Here is a 14,952-nt window from a genome sequence, read left to right as displayed (position 1 = left end):
GCGCTCCTCTCGTCGGCCACAGGATTCGGCGACGTCCTCAAGAACGGGTCGAGGAAAGCGGCCGACCACGCGCGGAGCGTTCCTCGACTTCGCCTTGAGGCATTTCCTGGAGCGTTCCGGCGAGAACTTCCCACCATTGCCGAGGAGAACTGGGGAACCAGCGTGACCGCACCCACGATCGACGCCATCCGGCCCTTGCTCGACCGCCTCTTCGAAGCCGAGAGGGACGATGTGGCGATCATCGCGAGAATCGCGGCCGACCGGTCCGACGTCGGGCCGGGCGCGGAACGCGCTTCGCTGCACGACCTGCCCGCGGCCGAGCTGTCCGACGCGCTGTCGGGCGTGCTGATCCCGGTCACCCGGGAGACCGGCGAGCTGCTCTACGTCCTGGCCCGCAACCGGGGCGTCCGGCGCGCGGTGGAGTACGGCACCTCGCACGGCGTGTCCACCCTCTACCTGGCCGCGGCGCTGCGCGACAACGGCGGCGGCGAGGTGATCGGCACCGAGCTCCAGGCCGCCAAGGTGCTGGCCGCCAGGGCGAACCTGGCCGAGGCGGGCCTGGCCGACCTGGTGGACATCCGCGAGGGCGACGCCCGCGAGACGCTCAAGGACCTGCCCGGCCCGGTGGACCTGCTGCTGATCGACGGGTTCGCCAGCCTCTACCTGGACGTGCTGCGCCTGGTCGAGCCGCACCTCTCCGAGGGCGCCCTGGTGCTGGCCGACGGGATGCCGGAGGGCCCGCACGTCATCGGCGACTACCTCGACCACGTGCGGGACCCGGCCAACGGCTACGTCAGCGTCGCGCTGCCCGTCGGCGACGGGATCGAGCTCTCGCTGCGCACCGCCGCGCGGTGACGCGACCCGGTGCGCGCGAGCCCGCTACTTCCCCCCAACCCGCCCCCGAGCCAGAGGCTGGAGCCACGATGATCGTGCACACGTTGATCTACAAGTTCGCGCCGAGCGTGTCCGAGGAGGAGCAGCGGCGCTTCTTCGCCGGGCTGCGCGAGCTGGTGCTGTCCTCCGACCTGGTCCGGGCGTTCGACGTCAAGCCGCACGTGTGGCTGCCGGTCGACGACAAGAGCCCCGGCATGACCGGCACCGCCATCGCCCAGTACGCGGCCGACGACCTGGACGCCCTGCGGGCGTTCTCCGAGCAGCCGGAGGTGCACGAGTTCATCCGCGGCCGGCGCTCCGAGATCGAGTACGACGCCGCGTACGCCAACCACGAGGTGCTCGACCTGACCCCGCGCGTGCGCAGGCACACCGAGCACACCCTGACCATCGACGCGCCCGCCGAGGTGGTGTGGGAGGTGCTGGTCGACGTCGAGGGCTACGCCCGGATCTTCCCGCCCACCCACGAGTCGAGGATCCTCGAGAGCTCGCCGGCGCACCAGGTCGTGCGCCTGGTCGTCGACGTCAGCGGCCAGCGGCAGAGCTGGGTGTCCCGCCGCGACATCGACGCCGAGCGCCGCGTGATCGCCTACCGGCAGCTGGAGCACGCGCCGCTGATCGGGTACATGGGCGGCGAGTGGCGGGCGCTGGCCATCGACGCGCGGACGACCCAGCTGGTGCTCACCCACGACTTCCAGCCCGCCGAGCCGGTGGACGGCCGGGTCGCGGGCAGGTTCACCTACGCCGAGGCCGAGCGGCTGCTGAGCGACGCCGTCGAGCGCAACAGCGTGGACGACATGGCCGCGGTCCGCGACGAGGCGGAGCGCCGCGCCGGGGGCGCGCGTTGACCCGCCTCGTCGACCTGAGCGTGGTCACCAGGCACACGCCCAGCGAGGCCACGCCCGTCGTGGTCGAGCCGCTGGACCACCGCACCGGCGCGGTGGTCCTCGGGCTGAGCCCCGAGGACTTCCCCGGCGGCATGGCGATCTCCAACGAGACCGTCACGCTCACCACGCACACCGGCACGCACATGGACGCGCCGCTGCACTACGGACCGGTCAGCGGGGGAGCACCGGCCAAGAGCATCGACCAGGTGCCGCTGGAGTGGTGCTACGGCCCCGGCGTCCGCCTGGACGTGCGGCACGTCCCGGCCGGCGAGGCGGTGACGCCGGCGCAGTTGCGGGACGCGTTGGACGGGGCGGGGCACGAGGTGCGGCCGGGCGACGTCGTGCTGCTGTGGACCGGCGCGGACCGCCTGTGGGGCGGCGCGGAGTACCTGCGGGACTACGCGGGCCTCAGCGGCGAGGGCACCGCGTTCCTGGTCGAGCGGGGCGTCCGGGTCATCGGCATCGACGCGTGGGGCCTGGACCGGCCGGTGCACCGGATGGTCGAGGACTACCGGCGCACCGGCGACCGCGGCCACCTGTGGCCCGCGCACGTCTACGGCCGCACGACCGAGTACCTGCAACTGGAGAAGCTGGCCAACCTGGGCGACCTGCCGGGTCCGACCGGGTTCACCATCGCCTGCTTCCCGGTCGCGGTGGCCGGGTGCGGCGCGGGCTGGACCCGCGTCGTGGCCCTGGTCGACGACCGCGCCGAGGGGGAGGCATGACGACCTCGGCGACCCCGACGACCGCGGCGCACCACCTCGCGCTCGCCCCTGAGGCCCAGGACCTGCTGTTCCGCGAGGCCCGCACGCCCAACGCGTTCAGCGCGGAACCGGTGGGCGACGAGCAGGTCGCGGCGATCTACGACCTGGTGAAGTACTGCCCCACGTCGATGAACCAGCAGCCGATGCGGGTGGTGCTGGTCCGCTCGGCCCGGGGCAGGCGGGCGCTGGAGGCGCTGGTCGCGCCCGGCAACCGGCCGAAGGTCGCCTCGGCGCCGCTGGTCGCGCTGCTGGCCGCGGACCTGGAGTTCCACCGGCAGCTGCCCAGGGTGTTCCCGCACGCGCCCGGCGCGCACGCCGCCTTCGCCGACCCGGTGGCGCGCCGCGAGTCCGCCCGGTTCAACACCGCGTTGCAGGTCGCCTACTTCATCCTCGGCGTCCGCGCGGCCGGGCTCGCGGCCGGGCCGATCGCGGGGTTCGACGCGGACGGGGTGGACGCCGAGTTCTTCCCCGGTGGCGGGCGGGAGGTCGTCACGGTCGTCAACATCGGCCGGCCCGCGGCGGACGCCTGGTTCCCGCGGCTGCCGCGGCTGCCGTTCCACGAGGTCGTCACCACCGCCTGAACCGCTCACCGACACCGATCGACATTGGGGGAGAAGACGACCATGACCAGACGCGTGGTGATCACCGGGATAGGGGTCCGAGCGCCCGGTGGCTCCGGCAAGAAGGAGTTCTGGGACCTGCTCACCTCGGGGCGCACCGCCACCCGCACGATCTCGTTCTTCGACCCGGGCGCGTTCCGCTCGCGGGTGGCCGCCGAGTGCGCGTTCGACCCGGCCCAGGAGGGGCTGACGCCCCGGCAGGTCCGCCGGATGGACCGCGCGACGCAGCTGGCGGTGGCCGCCGCGGACGAGGCGGTCAACGACAGCGGGCTGCGGTTCGACGCCGTGCCGCCGCACCGCGTCGGCGTCAGCCTGGGCAGCGCGGTGGCGGCCGCGACCAGCCTGGAGGAGGAGTACCTGGTGCTGTCCGACAGCGGCCGCGAGTGGCTGGTCGACCACGACCACCTCTCGCCGCACATGTTCGACTACCTCACGCCGGGCGCCGCCGCGGGCGAGCTCGCCTGGGCGGTCGGCGCGGAGGGGCCGGTCACCCTGGTGTCCGACGGCTGCACCTCGGGCCTGGACGCCGTGGGGCACGCGTGCGAGCTGATCCGCGAGGGCACCGCGGACGTGATGGTCGCGGGCGCCTCGGACACGCCGATCACGCCCATCGTGGTCGCCTGCTTCGACGCCATCAAGGCCACCACGCCCCGCAACGACGACCCGGAGCACGCCTCCCGGCCGTTCGACCGGACCCGCAACGGGTTCGTGCTGGCCGAGGGCGCCGCGGTGTTCGTGCTGGAGGAGCTGGAGCACGCCCGGCGGCGCGGCGCGCGGGTCTACGTCGAGGTCACCGGCTACGCCACCCGCCTCAACGCCCACCACATGACCGGGCTCAAGCCGGACGGCCGCGAGATGGCCGAGGCCATCCGGGTCGCGCTGGACGAGTCCCGGGTCGACCCGACCGCCGTGGACTACGTCAACGCGCACGGCTCGGGCACCAAGCAGAACGACCGGCACGAGACCGCCGCGTTCAAGCGCAGCCTGGGCGAGCACGCCCGCCGCACGCCGATCAGCTCGATCAAGTCGATGGTCGGCCACTCGCTGGGCGCGATCGGGTCCATCGAACTGGCCGCCTGCGCGCTGGCGGTGGAGCACAACGTCGTGCCGCCGACCGCGAACCTGCACGAGCCGGACCCGGAGTGCGACCTGGACTACGTGCCGCTGACCGCCCGCGAGGCGCGGGTCGACACGGTGCTCAGCGTCGGCAGCGGGTTCGGCGGCTTCCAGAGCGCGGTGGTGCTGCGCCGGCCCTCGGCGGTGCGGTGGTGACCGGCGTGGTGGTGACCGGCATCGGCGTGGTCGCGCCGAACGGGCTCGGCGTCGAGGACTACTGGCGCGCGACCCTGGCCGGCCGCAGCGGCATCAGCCGGCTCACCCGGTTCGACCCCGGCGGCCACCGGGCGTCCCTGGCGGGCCAGGTCGGCGGCTTCGACGCGGAGGCGCGCCTGCCGGGGCGGCTGCTGCCGCAGACCGACGTGTCGACCCGGTTCGCGCTCGTCGCGGCGGAGTTGGCGCTGGCGGACTCGGGCGTCGACGTGGCGTCGACCTGCGAGTACGACCTCGGCGTGATCACCTCCAACGCGCTGGGCGGCTTCGAGTTCACCCACCGGGAGTTCCGCAAGCTGTGGACCGAGGGACCCGCGAGCGTCAGCGTGTACGAGTCCTTCGCCTGGTTCTACGCGGTCAACACCGGGCAGATCTCGATCCGGCACGGCCTGCGCGGACCGGGCCGGGTGCTGGTCGGCGAGCAGGCCGGCGGCCTCGACGCGATCGGCACGGCCCGCCGCGCGGTGCGCCGCGGCACGCCCGTGGTGGTCACCGGCGGCGTCGACTCCGCGCTGGACCCGTGGGGCTGGGCGGCGCAGCTGGCCGGCGGCCGGGTCAGCGGGTCGGACGACCCGGGGCGCGCCTACCTGCCCTTCGACGTGGCCGCGAGCGGCTACGTGCCCGGCGAGGGCGGCGCGATCCTGGTGCTGGAGGACGCCGGGGCGGCCGCGGCCCGCGGGGCGACCGCGTACGGGGAGGTCGCCGGGTACGCGGCCACGTTCGACCCGGCGCCGGGCAGCGACCGCGAACGGGCGCTGCGCCGCGCCGTCGAGCGCGTCCTGCCCGACGCCGGGACCGCGCCGGTCGAGGTCGACGTGGTCTTCGCCGACGCGGTCGCGCTGCCCGGCCCGGACGCCGCGGAGGCCGCCGCGATCCGCGCGGTGTTCGGCGAGCGCGGGGTGCCGGTCACCGCGCCCAAGGCGCTCACCGGGAGGTTGTACGCGGGCGGCGGTCCGCTGGACACCGCCGCGGCGCTGCTGTCGATCCGCGACGGCGTGGTGCCGGCGGTCCCGGCGGGCGTCGAGGTGCCGCCCGACTACGGGATCGACCTCGTCGTCGGCGCGCCCCGGCGCGAACCGGTGTCCTGCGCCCTGGTCCTGGCCAGGGGCAAGGGTGGTTTCAACGCGGCCGTCGTGGTGCGCCGGGCGGCCGGCCGGACCCGGGTGGGCGCCCGGGTGGGGAACGGAGCGGAGACCCGGGCGGAGGCCCGGGTGGAGGAGGAGCGATGAGCGACGTGACCATGGAAGACCTGATGCGGGTGCTGGCCGAGGCGGCGGGGGACGTCGAGACCGCCGACGTCGCCGCCGCGGACGTGCCCGACACCAGCTTCGAGGACCTGGGCTACGACTCCCTGGCCCTGATCGAGACCGCGGCCCGGCTCAAGCGCGACTTCGGCGTGGTGCTCTCCGACGACGACGTGGTCGAGTTGAGCACGCCGCGGTCGCTGCTGGAGCTGGTCAACCGCCCCGGTTGACCCCGTTCGCCAGCGAGGCGAACGAGTCGGCGACCCGGAGCAGCCAGGTGACCTCGCCGTCGATCCCGGCGAGGTCACCGCCCCCGTCGCCGTGGGCGTCCCCGACGTCGGGGACGCCCACGGCCACCGGCGCGCCCCCGACCTGCCGGGCGCGCAACGCGGTCCACAGCGCCGCCGCCTCGTCCTCGGCCCGCCGCTCGCCGTCGGCGACGTCCGGCGCGGTCGCGCACCGGCGCAGCGCGAGCTGGCCGTCGCGGATCTCGATGACCCGGCGGTAGAGCCGGTACCGCAGGTCGCGCGGCGGCACCAGTTCCCCCAGCCGCGACCGGGGCGGGTCGAGCGCGATGGCGGGCGAGGCCTCGTACAGCGCCGCCCACAGCGGCCGCAGCCGCCGGTAGGCGCGGTACCGGCCGACCCACCCGGCCAGCGCGGACAGCCTGCGCCCCCACGTGGGCACGGTCCAGCCGAAGATCTCCAGCGCGGCGCCGAGGTCGCCGACCAGCCAGCGCAGCAGGTCGACCTTCGCCATGGCCTCGCCGTGGCCCGCCACCTCGGCGAACCCCAGCAGGGAGTAGAGCAGGCACAGCGACCCGCCGACCACGACCGCCGCCATGCCGCGCCGCAACCAGGTCCGGTTGGCCATCCGCGCGTACCGCCAGGACAGCCTGACCGTCTCCACCTGCCCGACCGCCAGCGCCCCGAACAGCAGGCACAGGTACACCGTGTACCCGCCGCCGCCCAGCTGCCGCCAGTTGGTCTCCTCGATCCCGCTCACCTCCTGCCGGGCCTTGAGGTGCGCGAACAGGACGACCAGCACGATCGACACCGCACCGAACGCGACCAGCCACCCGCGGGCCCGCCGCGCCGCCCTGGCGGGCGGGTAGGTCCAGTGCGCCAGGACGACCTGCTGCGCCGCGGTGAGAGCCAGGACCGCCAGGTGCACCACGAGCGAGACCCGGTCCGGGTCGCCCAGCGCGCGGCCCACGGCCGGGGCCACCGCGTCGAGCGCGATCAGGAAGCTCACCCCGGAGCACAGGAAGTACGCGCTCAGCGCCACCGTCGCGGGCCGCGGCCGGCGACGCCGCAGCAGGGCGGGAACGGTGTGGGCGAACGCCGACAACCCCGCGCAGGCGCAGGTCCACTCCAGGACTTGGAACACCACCACCGCGCCGCCCGCCCCCCGGGGTTGCCGCTGGTGCTCACAACGTATCGGAGACGACGACCGGCCTGGCGGGTTTTCACCCGGGCGAGTGCCGTTCCCGGGCGGCGCCCTCGCGACCGGGTCGGCCCTTCGGCCGGTGGAGGTGCTCGCGCGGGTGCGCCCGGGTGACGAGCGGGGCCGGTCGTTCGCCGACGCCGCCGGAGCCCGGTCAGGCGAGGGTGTCCACCACGTAGGCGGCGGCCTCGGCGATGAGCGCTTCGTCGTGGGTCGCGTCGGCGGCGGCCCTGCTGGACATGATCGCGACGACCAGCGGCGCGGAGCCCGGCGGCCACACCACGCCGATGTCGTTGACCGTGCCGTGGTCCCCGGTGCCGGTCTTGTCGGCCACGCGCCACCCCTGCGGCACTCCCGCCCGGATGCGCCGGGCGCCGGTGGTGTTGCGCTCCAGCAGGTCGCGCAGGAAGTCGCGCTCGTCGGCGGGCAGGGCGTCGCCCAGCACGATCCGCCGGTAGTCCGCGCCGATGGCGCGCGGTGTGGTGGTGTCGCGCGGGTCGCCGGGGGTGGCTCCCGTGATGTCCGGTTCGACCCGGTCCATCCGGGTGACGTCGTCGCCGAGGCCACGCAGGTACGCCGTCAGCTCGGCCGGGCCGCCGAGGTCGCGCAGCAGCAGGTTGCCCGCCGTGCCGTCGCTGAAGCGGACCGCGGCGTCGCACAGGTCGCGGATCGTCATGCCGGTGGCCAGGTGCCGCCGGGTGGTGGTGGAGCTCTTCATCAGGTCGGCCTCGGTGTAGGTGACGACGGTGTCCAGGTGCGCCGCGGGGTTGCGGTGCAGGACGGCCGCCGCGGCGAGGCCCTTGAACGTCGAGCAGAACGCGAACCGCTCGTCCGCCCGGTGGGCGATGGTCGCACCGGAGCCGGTCGCGACGGCGTGGACGCCCAGGCGCGCGTCGAACCGCCGTTCCAGGTCGAGCAGGCGGTCGTGCCGCTCGGGCGGTGGAGAGGAGGACGGGGCTGGGGAGGACGGAGCGCCGGTGGCCGGTGCGTCGGGCTCCGTGGTGGCGCACCCCGCGAGCGACAGCAGCGCGAGCGCCCGGAGCAGGGCGCGGCGGGTGGTGGGTCGTGACGTGGTCATGGTCCCCCTTGGGCTCGGTCGTGGGTGGGAGCAGGCTCGCAGGCGGCGTCGGATGCCGTCCAAGACGGGAAGGGCGGGATTGATGCCGATCCGGCATATAGGGTGGTCACGTGGACCTCGTCGCGGCCTGCAAGGCTTTCGTCGCCGTGAGCGGGCACGGCAGCTTCACCGTCGGCGCGGCGGCGGCGCGCATCCCGCAGTCCGTCGCCAGCCGGCGCGTCGCGGCCCTGGAGGAGCACTTCGGGGCCCGGCTGTTCACCAGGTCCTCGCGCAGCGTGGCGCTGACCGGGTTCGGGCGGGAGGTGCTGCCGTCGGCCCGCCGCCTCGTCGAGCTGGCCGAGGCGGTGGAGCACGACGCCGAGCAGGCCAGGATGCGCCCCTTCCGGCTGGCCGTGCCGGAGGTCTGCGCACCCCGACCGCTGGCCCGGCTCATCGCCGGCGCCCGTGCCCACGACCTGAACCTCGACCCGCGCCCGGCCGGACCGGACCGGCGCGCCGAACTCGCCCGCACGCTGGAGGCGCGCGCGGCCGTCGTCGCGGCGCCGCCCGACGACGCCGCGTGGCGGGTGCCGCTGGGCCTGGCCGGCCGCGACGACCCGGGCGGCGCTGCGGCGATCCACGTGGAGTCGTTGCGCGCGGGCCGGGCCGGGCGGGACGCCCGCCGACGCCGGGTGCTGCTCCAGGCCGAGGACGACGTGCCGCACGTGCGGGACCGCGTCCGGCGGCTCGGGCACTCGGTGGGGCTGCAACCCGCCCAGGTCGTCGTGACCGGTTCGCTGGTCGCGGCGACGGCCGAGGTGCTGGCCTCGACCGACCTGCTGCTGTGCTCGCGCGCCCAGGCCGACGAGCTGGGCCTGCACTGGCGGCCCATCGGCGAACTGCCGGGCGCGGCGCGCGGCTACGACGTCACGGCCCGGTCGCGGGAGGACGTCGCGCGGGTCCGGTCGCTGCCGCCCGCGCTGATCGGGCACTGCCTCGGCGTGCCGGGAGGGGAGGCGCCGTGGGCGTGACGAAGGTGCTGCGCGAAGCGCGGCAGGCCCTGGACGACGCGGGCCTGCGCGGCTCGTTCCTCGTGCGCGACCTCGACACCGGCGACGAGCTGGGCCTCGACGCCGACGTCGAGCACCCGGCCGCGTCGCTGGTGAAGGTGCCGCTCGCGGTCGCCACCCTGGAACGCGTCGCGCGCGGCGAACTCGACCCGGCCGCGCCGCTCACCGTGCAGCCGGGGCGCAGCGCGGCGCCGGGACCGATCGGCCTGAGCAAGTTCCGCCACCCCGCCGTGATCGCGCTGGACGACCTGCTCCACCTCAGCACCTCGATGAGCGACAGCGTCGCGGCCGACGCCCTGTTCGCCCTCACCCCGCCCGCCGCGGTCACCGCCGAGCTGCGGCGGCTCGGCCACGACGGCATCGCCGTCCGCCACCTCATGGCGGACCTGGTCGACACCCCGGCGGAGCGGTTCCCGCGGGCCGAGGTCCACCTCGCGCACGCCCTGGCCATCTCCGCCGGGACGGCGGGCCACGGGCACCCCGTGCCGCAGCTCGACATCAGCCGCGCGAACGCCGGGTCCGCCCGCGCGTTCACGGACCTGCTGCACGGCCTGTGGCGGCCGACGACCGTCCGTCCGGCCGTCGCCGCCCGGGTGCGCGAGCTGATGGGCGACAACGTGGTGCGGCACCGGCTGGCGCCGGACTTCACCTCGGACTCGTCGCGCTGGTCGTCCAAGACCGGCACGCTGCTCAACCTGCGGCACGAGGTGGGCGTGGTGGAGCACGACGACGGGCGGGCGTTCGCCGTCGCCGCCCTCACCGAGTCCCGCGTGCCCGCCGCCGCGCAACCCGGCGCGGAAGCGGTGATGGCGCACGTGGCCCGGACGCTGCGCGACGCGGTGCGGACGGGGTGAGCCGGTCCCCGACGCCGACCGGGCCCTACCGCCGGTGGACGCGCGGCCGGCCGTCCTCGTCGGTGGTGAGCCGGCGACCGCCGCCGACCGGCTCGACGTCGTAGGCGTCCCGGGCGCCCGTGTCCAGCGGTCTGCGCGCCGTCCTGGCCCTCGCCGACGTCGAGCAGCACGTGCGCGCCGCCCGGGTGCGCGAAGTTCGGCCGGTAGAGCCACACCACGGCGCCGTCGAGGGAGAACGCGCAGTCGGGGCGCGCGATGAACCGGTTCCCCCTGCGGGCCCGAAGTCGACCCGCCACAGCTCGCGGCCGTCGCCGTCCGGGCACACCAGCGCGTCGTCCACCGCGTACGCGAGCCGGCTCAGGTCGGGCGCGGCGGAGTGGCCGTCGGGCACGACGTCGCCGGGCAGAAGGCTGTCCGGTGAAAATCTCCAGTCGTTCGGAGGCTGACCTGCGCGACCGGACCGCGAACCAGTCCACAGTGGACCACGATCGGGGATTCCCGCCCGCACCCAGACCCGGAAACGTCGCCGGGCACGCGTGGTCGCCTGACGCGGGAGCCGGTCGGCGCTGGCGTGGAACCCGGACCTGAGCCACACAACGGGGGGTGTGCGATGAAGAGATCGACCGCGCTGCCGGTCGCAGTCCTGGTAGCCGCGTTGCTGCCGGGTGTCGCCGCCACCCGCGGCGGACCCGGCTGCCCGGACGCGCCGGTGCCCGCCTACGACAGCGGCGACCGCCTGCACCCGGGCGACGCCGGGTACCGGGCGATGGCCGAGGCGCTGGACCTCGCCGACCTCTGACGGTGCGGTCCGCGGAGGCTCCCGCACGGGCGCCTCCGCGGACCCGGGGGCGGATCAGACCGTGCTGAAGGAGATGTCCGCGACGCCCCAGAAGCAGTTCGAGTTGGCGGTGGAGGAGTAGTCGCCACCGTACTGGTTGTTCTGCCAGTTGCCGTAGTACGTGCTGACGCTCAGGGTGCACCTCACCTTGGCCCGCCAGTACCCGGTCTGGGTGCCCTCGCAGGCGAGTATGCCGTCGTAGTCCACCATGGTCTCCAAGGCCCGGCAGGTCAGGGCCCCCTGCTGGAACTCCGACCCCGGCGCGACGGCCGAGGCCGCGGGCGCCGCGACGATCGTGACCCCGGTCAGCACCGCGGTGACGGCGGCGGCGGTGGCGAAACGGCGGGTGAGGTGCCGCATGGCGTGCTCCTTCGTCGATCAACGGTGCGGTCGTGTCCGCTCCCGCACCGATCCTGGTGCGGGAGGGCGGCGCACCCCAGGGCCACTGCGCGGCCTCTCGCGGTGCACCACTCCGCCGCGCGCCCGCCGTCCCGGCGGCCGCTCCCGGGGCGTCGCTAACCTGCGACCATGCCCACCTTCGAGGAGATCACCCGGCACCACGACGAGAACCCGGACGAGGACCCCTGGGTCGTCGGGCCGCCCGCGCCCGAGACGGTCGAGGTCGTCCCGTACGACCCGGACTGGCCGCGCCGCTACCTGGCCCTGTCGGCGGAGGTCCGCGGTGCGCTCGGCGACGTGGTCCTGGGCGTCGAGCACGTCGGGTCGACGTCCGTCGAGGGGCTGGCCGCCAAGGACGTCGTCGACATCGACATCGAGGTCGCCGACCCCCGGGACGAGGACGCGTACGTGCCCGCCCTCGAACGCCTGGGCTACGTCCTCGTGATCCGGGAACCGTCGTTCCACGAGCACCGGTGCCTGAGGCTCGCCGAGCCCCGCGTCAACCTGCACGTGTTCGGGCCGGACTGCCCGGAAGCCATCAGGCACCGCATGTTCCGCGACTGGCTGCGGGAGCACCCCGAGGACCGCGCGCTCTACGAAGGGGCGAAGCGGGCGGCGATCCCCGGTGGCGGGAACGTCATGGACTACAACGCGCGCAAGCAGGAGGTGATCCGCGAGATCTACGACCGGCTCTTCCGCGCGGCGGGGATGCTGTAGGGAGGGGCGCGGCGGCGGGCGTCCGGTGAGCCCGGGTCACCGCGTGGACCCGGGTCACCGCAGCCTGCCCGCGCCCCGCGAGTAGTACCGCTCCACGTAGTGCTGCCCGATGCTCAGCAGGCTGGTGATGACGACGTACCAGAGCGTCGCGACCAGCAGCAGCGGGATCACCAGGTAGTTGCGGTTGTAGATCAGCTGCACGGAGTGCAGCAGGTCCTGCACGGCCAGCACGCTGACGATCGAGGTGCCCTTCAGCGTGCCGATGAGCAGGTTGCCCGCGCCCGGCACGATCGACCGCATCGCCTGCGGCAGCACGATCCGGCGCAGGATGCGCCCGCGACCCATGCCCAGCGCCAACCCGGCCTCCACCTGACCGGCCTCCACCGACAGGATCCCGCCGCGCACGACCTCCGCCGCGTACGCGGCCTCGTGCAGCACCAGACCGATGATCACCGCCGTCATCGGCCCGATCACCGCGGTGGAGCCGGCCAGCGCCGGGTAGAGCGCGCCGATGTTGAACCAGAACAGCAGCTGCACCAGCAGCGGGACCGAGCGGAACAGCCAGACGTAGCCCCAACCGACGCCGACCAGCACCGGGTTGCCCGACAACCGCATCACCGCGAGCAGCCCGCCGAGCAGGAAGCCGAGCACGAGCGTCAACGCGGTCAGCCACAGCGTGAGCCCCAGGCCGCGCAGCACGGCCTCCGCGGTGAAGTACCGGGCCACCACCGGCCACTGGAACTGCTCGTTGGTGATCGCCGACCACAGCACCAGGCCCAGCGCCACCAGCACGAGCCCGGCGGAGAACCACCGCCAGGGCCGGCGCAGCGGCACCACCCGCGGCGCGGGCGCGGTCTTCGACGACGGGACGACGGTGGGGGCGCTCATCGGCTCGCTCCAGGGCACGGGAGGACACGGGGAGGTGCGCCGCGCCCCTCAACGCCGCGCGCCGATCGTCGTGCGGTTCTCCCCGCCGGGTCAAGGGATTCCGCGATCTGGACGCCCGCCGCCCGCCGTTGACGCCCGCGCGCCGGTGCTGCTGGACTCGGGGCGTGGACACCGTGCGGCTGGTCACCCGCGACCACATCGACCTCGGTCGGGTGTGGTCGGCGTCCTGTCACGCCTGAACGGCCCCGCACACCCGCGCGTCCACCGCCGGCGTCTCCCTCAACGCCCCGCGACGCGCGGCTACCACCCACTCCACGACGGAAGGTTCGACCGTGCCTGTTGAGTTCCTGGGGATCGGCGGCACCAACGACGGGTCGGAGACGCACGCGCGCAGCGGCCCGTCCTTCGACAAGGACTACGCGCTGCGGCTGGCCCGCGCCCACGAGGACCACGGCTGGGACCGGGTGCTGTTCGCCTACGGCTCCGGCTCGCCCGACCCGGCGCAGGTCGCCGCGTTCGTGGCGACCAGGCTGGAGCGGTTGCAGGTCCTGCTGGCACACCGGCCCAACGTGTCCTACCCGACCTTCGCGGCCAAGACCTTCGCCACGCTCGACCACATCAGCGACGGCAGGCTGACCGTGCACTTCATCACCGGCGGCACCGACCACGAGCAGCGGCGCGAGGGCGACTACCTGACCAAGGACGAGCGCTACTCGCGCACCGCCGAGTACATCCGGGTGGTGAAGCGGGCGTGGACCTCGCGGGAGCCGTTCGATCACGAGGGCGAGCACTACCGCTTCGCGGACTTCGTCAGCGACGTCTTCCCGGTGCAGGAACCCCGGCCGCGGGTGTCGTTCGGCGGCTCGTCGCCCGCCGCCTACCGGGCCGGTGGCGCGGAGGCCGACATCTTCTGCCTGTGGGGCGAGCCGCTGGCCGAGACCGCGCAGCAGATCGCGTCGGTCCTCGCCGCCGCCCGGGACGCCGGGCGCGCCGACGTGCCGAGGTTCCAGGTGGCGTTCCGGCCGATCCTCGGCGCCACCGAGGAGCTGGCGTGGGAGAAGGCGCACCGCGTCGTGGACCGCATCAAGGCGCGCACCGCGGGCGGCGTGCCGCTGACCCGGCGGCGACCCCTGGCCGACCCGGAGAACACCGGTTCCCGGCGGCTGCTGGAGATCGCCGCCAGGGGCGAGCGCTTCGACCGCGCGCTGTGGACGGCGACGGCCTCGGCCACCGGCGGCGCGGGCAACTCCAACGCCCTGGTCGGCACACCGGAAACCGTCGCGGCGGCGCTGCTGGACTACTACGACCTGGGCGTGGACGTCATCTCGGCCCGCGGGTACGACATGGTCGACGACACCATCGACTTCGGCCGCCACGTCATCCCGCTCGTGCGCGAGGAGGTCGCCAAGCGCGACCGCGAACGCGCCGCCCGCCTGGCCGGGCGGCCCGCGGCGGCCGCGGCCGGCACGTGACCGTCACCGCGCACGAGGTGCGGCGGGTCCGCGCGGACGACCCCGCCGCCGCGCCCATGATGGCCGAACTGCTCGACGAGTACGTCCACCGCTACGGCGAGTCGGGGCGCGAGGAGATGAGCCGTCACCCGGTCGAGGCGTTCGCGCCGCCGCACGGCTCGCTGCTCCTGCTGCTCGACCGCGGCGACCCGGTGGCGGGTGGCGCGATCATGCGCCACGACGACACCACCGCCGAGGTCAAGCGGGTCTGGACGGCCAGGGCGCACCGCCGCCGCGGGTGGGCGCGCCGGGTCATGGCGGAGCTGGAGCGGGAAGCCGCCGCCCTCGGTTACCGCCGCGTGCACCTGACCACCGGCCCGCGCCAACCCGAGGCGCGGGAGCTGTACCTGTCCTGCGGTTACGCGCCGCTGTTCGACGTCGACGACCCTCCCACGAACGGGCCCCTGCCCTTCGAGAAAGCACTGGGGTGAAAGTGC

At 74.7% G+C, this 14,952-nt stretch carries 18 protein-coding genes; 13 read left to right on the top strand and 5 right to left on the bottom strand.

What is annotated here, in order from left to right:
* The first annotated feature begins 162 nt into the window (after window positions 1-162).
* The 7 genes from ABD223_RS18795 (at window position 163) to ABD223_RS18765 (ending at window position 5,965) form a co-directional block, all read left to right on the top strand.
* Window positions 163-855, top strand: a complete 693-nt coding sequence (locus ABD223_RS18795) for an O-methyltransferase (protein WP_344037585.1) — start codon at window positions 163-165, stop codon at window positions 853-855.
* Between the two features lie 68 nt (window positions 856-923).
* Window positions 924-1,739 carry an aromatase/cyclase gene (locus ABD223_RS18790; RefSeq protein WP_344037584.1) on the top strand — a complete coding sequence of 272 codons (816 nt, stop codon included), beginning with the start codon at window positions 924-926 and terminating at the stop codon, window positions 1,737-1,739.
* A complete protein-coding gene (locus tag ABD223_RS18785; protein ID WP_344037583.1) occupies window positions 1,736-2,503 on the top strand; it encodes a cyclase family protein in 768 nt (255 codons plus the stop codon). Before ABD223_RS18790 ends, ABD223_RS18785 begins: the two co-directional genes overlap by 4 nt.
* A complete protein-coding gene (locus ABD223_RS18780; protein ID WP_344037582.1) occupies window positions 2,500-3,123 on the top strand; it encodes a malonic semialdehyde reductase in 624 nt (207 codons plus the stop codon). The genes ABD223_RS18785 and ABD223_RS18780 overlap by 4 nt, the downstream gene beginning before the upstream one ends.
* A gap of 42 nt (window positions 3,124-3,165) precedes the next feature.
* A complete protein-coding gene (locus ABD223_RS18775) occupies window positions 3,166-4,434 on the top strand; it encodes a beta-ketoacyl-[acyl-carrier-protein] synthase family protein (protein ID WP_344037581.1) in 1,269 nt (422 codons plus the stop codon).
* The gene (locus ABD223_RS18770) at window positions 4,431-5,720 is read left to right on the top strand and encodes a ketosynthase chain-length factor (RefSeq protein WP_344037580.1); all 1,290 of its coding nucleotides are present in this window, start codon (window positions 4,431-4,433) and stop codon (window positions 5,718-5,720) included. Before ABD223_RS18775 ends, ABD223_RS18770 begins: the two co-directional genes overlap by 4 nt.
* A complete protein-coding gene (locus tag ABD223_RS18765) occupies window positions 5,717-5,965 on the top strand; it encodes an acyl carrier protein (protein ID WP_344037579.1) in 249 nt (82 codons plus the stop codon). Before ABD223_RS18770 ends, ABD223_RS18765 begins: the two co-directional genes overlap by 4 nt.
* Here ABD223_RS18765 and ABD223_RS18760 read toward each other — a convergent pair.
* Complete coding sequence (locus ABD223_RS18760; protein WP_344037578.1) at window positions 5,949-7,130, bottom strand: MAB_1171c family putative transporter; 1,182 nt, start codon at window positions 7,128-7,130, stop codon at window positions 5,949-5,951. The genes ABD223_RS18765 and ABD223_RS18760 overlap by 17 nt on opposite strands.
* Window positions 7,131-7,335: 205 nt before the next feature.
* The gene (gene bla / locus ABD223_RS18755; RefSeq protein ID WP_344037577.1) at window positions 7,336-8,259 is read right to left on the bottom strand and encodes a class A beta-lactamase; all 924 of its coding nucleotides are present in this window, start codon (window positions 8,257-8,259) and stop codon (window positions 7,336-7,338) included.
* A 110-nt stretch (window positions 8,260-8,369) separates the two neighbouring features.
* On the opposite strand from bla, the gene ABD223_RS18750 reads away from it, so the two are divergent.
* Entirely contained in the window at window positions 8,370-9,269 is a 900-nt protein-coding gene (locus ABD223_RS18750; RefSeq protein ID WP_344037576.1) for a LysR family transcriptional regulator, read from the top strand.
* Window positions 9,260-10,162 (top strand): serine hydrolase, encoded by a 903-nt coding sequence (locus ABD223_RS18745; protein ID WP_344037575.1) that lies wholly within the window; start codon window positions 9,260-9,262, stop codon window positions 10,160-10,162. The genes ABD223_RS18750 and ABD223_RS18745 overlap by 10 nt, the downstream gene beginning before the upstream one ends.
* Before the next feature lie 25 nt (window positions 10,163-10,187).
* Here ABD223_RS18745 and ABD223_RS18740 read toward each other — a convergent pair whose 3' ends face one another.
* Window positions 10,188-10,553, bottom strand: coding sequence for a hypothetical protein (locus ABD223_RS18740; RefSeq protein ID WP_344037574.1), 366 nt, complete (start codon window positions 10,551-10,553; stop codon window positions 10,188-10,190).
* 219 nt (window positions 10,554-10,772) lie between these two features.
* Here ABD223_RS18740 and ABD223_RS18735 point away from each other — a divergent pair, with 219 nt between their 5' ends.
* Window positions 10,773-10,961: a hypothetical protein gene (locus tag ABD223_RS18735; protein ID WP_344037573.1), complete on the top strand. Its 189-nt coding sequence runs from the start codon at window positions 10,773-10,775 to the stop codon at window positions 10,959-10,961.
* A 54-nt stretch (window positions 10,962-11,015) separates the two neighbouring features.
* Here the strand turns inward: ABD223_RS18735 and ABD223_RS18730 are convergent, their stop codons facing one another.
* Entirely contained in the window at window positions 11,016-11,360 is a 345-nt protein-coding gene (locus tag ABD223_RS18730) for a hypothetical protein (RefSeq protein ID WP_344037571.1), read from the bottom strand.
* A gap of 168 nt (window positions 11,361-11,528) precedes the next feature.
* On the opposite strand from ABD223_RS18730, the gene ABD223_RS18725 reads away from it, so the two are divergent.
* Entirely contained in the window at window positions 11,529-12,116 is a 588-nt protein-coding gene (locus tag ABD223_RS18725; protein ID WP_344037569.1) for a GrpB family protein, read from the top strand.
* A 54-nt stretch (window positions 12,117-12,170) separates the two neighbouring features.
* On the opposite strand, the gene ABD223_RS18720 is transcribed toward ABD223_RS18725, so the two are convergent.
* Window positions 12,171-13,004 carry an amino acid ABC transporter permease gene (locus ABD223_RS18720; RefSeq protein ID WP_344037568.1) on the bottom strand — a complete coding sequence of 278 codons (834 nt, stop codon included), beginning with the start codon at window positions 13,002-13,004 and terminating at the stop codon, window positions 12,171-12,173.
* 332 nt (window positions 13,005-13,336) lie between these two features.
* Here ABD223_RS18720 and ABD223_RS18715 point away from each other — a divergent pair, with 332 nt between their 5' ends.
* Window positions 13,337-14,476: an LLM class flavin-dependent oxidoreductase gene (locus ABD223_RS18715; RefSeq protein WP_344037567.1), complete on the top strand. Its 1,140-nt coding sequence runs from the start codon at window positions 13,337-13,339 to the stop codon at window positions 14,474-14,476.
* Entirely contained in the window at window positions 14,473-14,946 is a 474-nt protein-coding gene (locus tag ABD223_RS18710) for a GNAT family N-acetyltransferase (protein ID WP_344037566.1), read from the top strand. The genes ABD223_RS18715 and ABD223_RS18710 overlap by 4 nt, the downstream gene beginning before the upstream one ends.
* The last annotated feature ends 6 nt before the right edge of the window (window positions 14,947-14,952 follow it).

This window comes from Saccharothrix xinjiangensis, from assembly GCF_039527585.1.
In the GTDB taxonomy this organism is placed as follows: Bacteria; Actinomycetota; Actinomycetes; order Mycobacteriales; family Pseudonocardiaceae; genus Actinosynnema; species Actinosynnema xinjiangensis.
This window is presented reverse-complemented; position numbering and strand designations above follow the sequence as displayed.

What these genes read in the sequence shown, in the direction of transcription:
- ABD223_RS18790 (WP_344037584.1), top strand. Translation starts at nt 924, where the DNA reads ATGATCGTGCACACGTTGATCTACAAGTTCGCGCCGAGCGTGTCCGAG.
- ABD223_RS18780 (WP_344037582.1), top strand. Translation starts at nt 2,500, where the DNA reads ATGACGACCTCGGCGACCCCGACGACCGCGGCGCACCACCTCGCGCTC.
- ABD223_RS18775 (WP_344037581.1), top strand. Translation starts at nt 3,166, where the DNA reads ATGACCAGACGCGTGGTGATCACCGGGATAGGGGTCCGAGCGCCCGGT.
- ABD223_RS18765 (WP_344037579.1), top strand. Translation starts at nt 5,717, where the DNA reads ATGAGCGACGTGACCATGGAAGACCTGATGCGGGTGCTGGCCGAGGCG.
- bla (WP_344037577.1), bottom strand. Translation starts at nt 8,259, where the DNA reads ATGACCACGTCACGACCCACCACCCGCCGCGCCCTGCTCCGGGCGCTC.
- ABD223_RS18735 (WP_344037573.1), top strand. Translation starts at nt 10,773, where the DNA reads ATGAAGAGATCGACCGCGCTGCCGGTCGCAGTCCTGGTAGCCGCGTTG.
- ABD223_RS18730 (WP_344037571.1), bottom strand. Translation starts at nt 11,360, where the DNA reads ATGCGGCACCTCACCCGCCGTTTCGCCACCGCCGCCGCCGTCACCGCG.
- ABD223_RS18725 (WP_344037569.1), top strand. Translation starts at nt 11,529, where the DNA reads ATGCCCACCTTCGAGGAGATCACCCGGCACCACGACGAGAACCCGGAC.
- ABD223_RS18720 (WP_344037568.1), bottom strand. Translation starts at nt 13,004, where the DNA reads ATGAGCGCCCCCACCGTCGTCCCGTCGTCGAAGACCGCGCCCGCGCCG.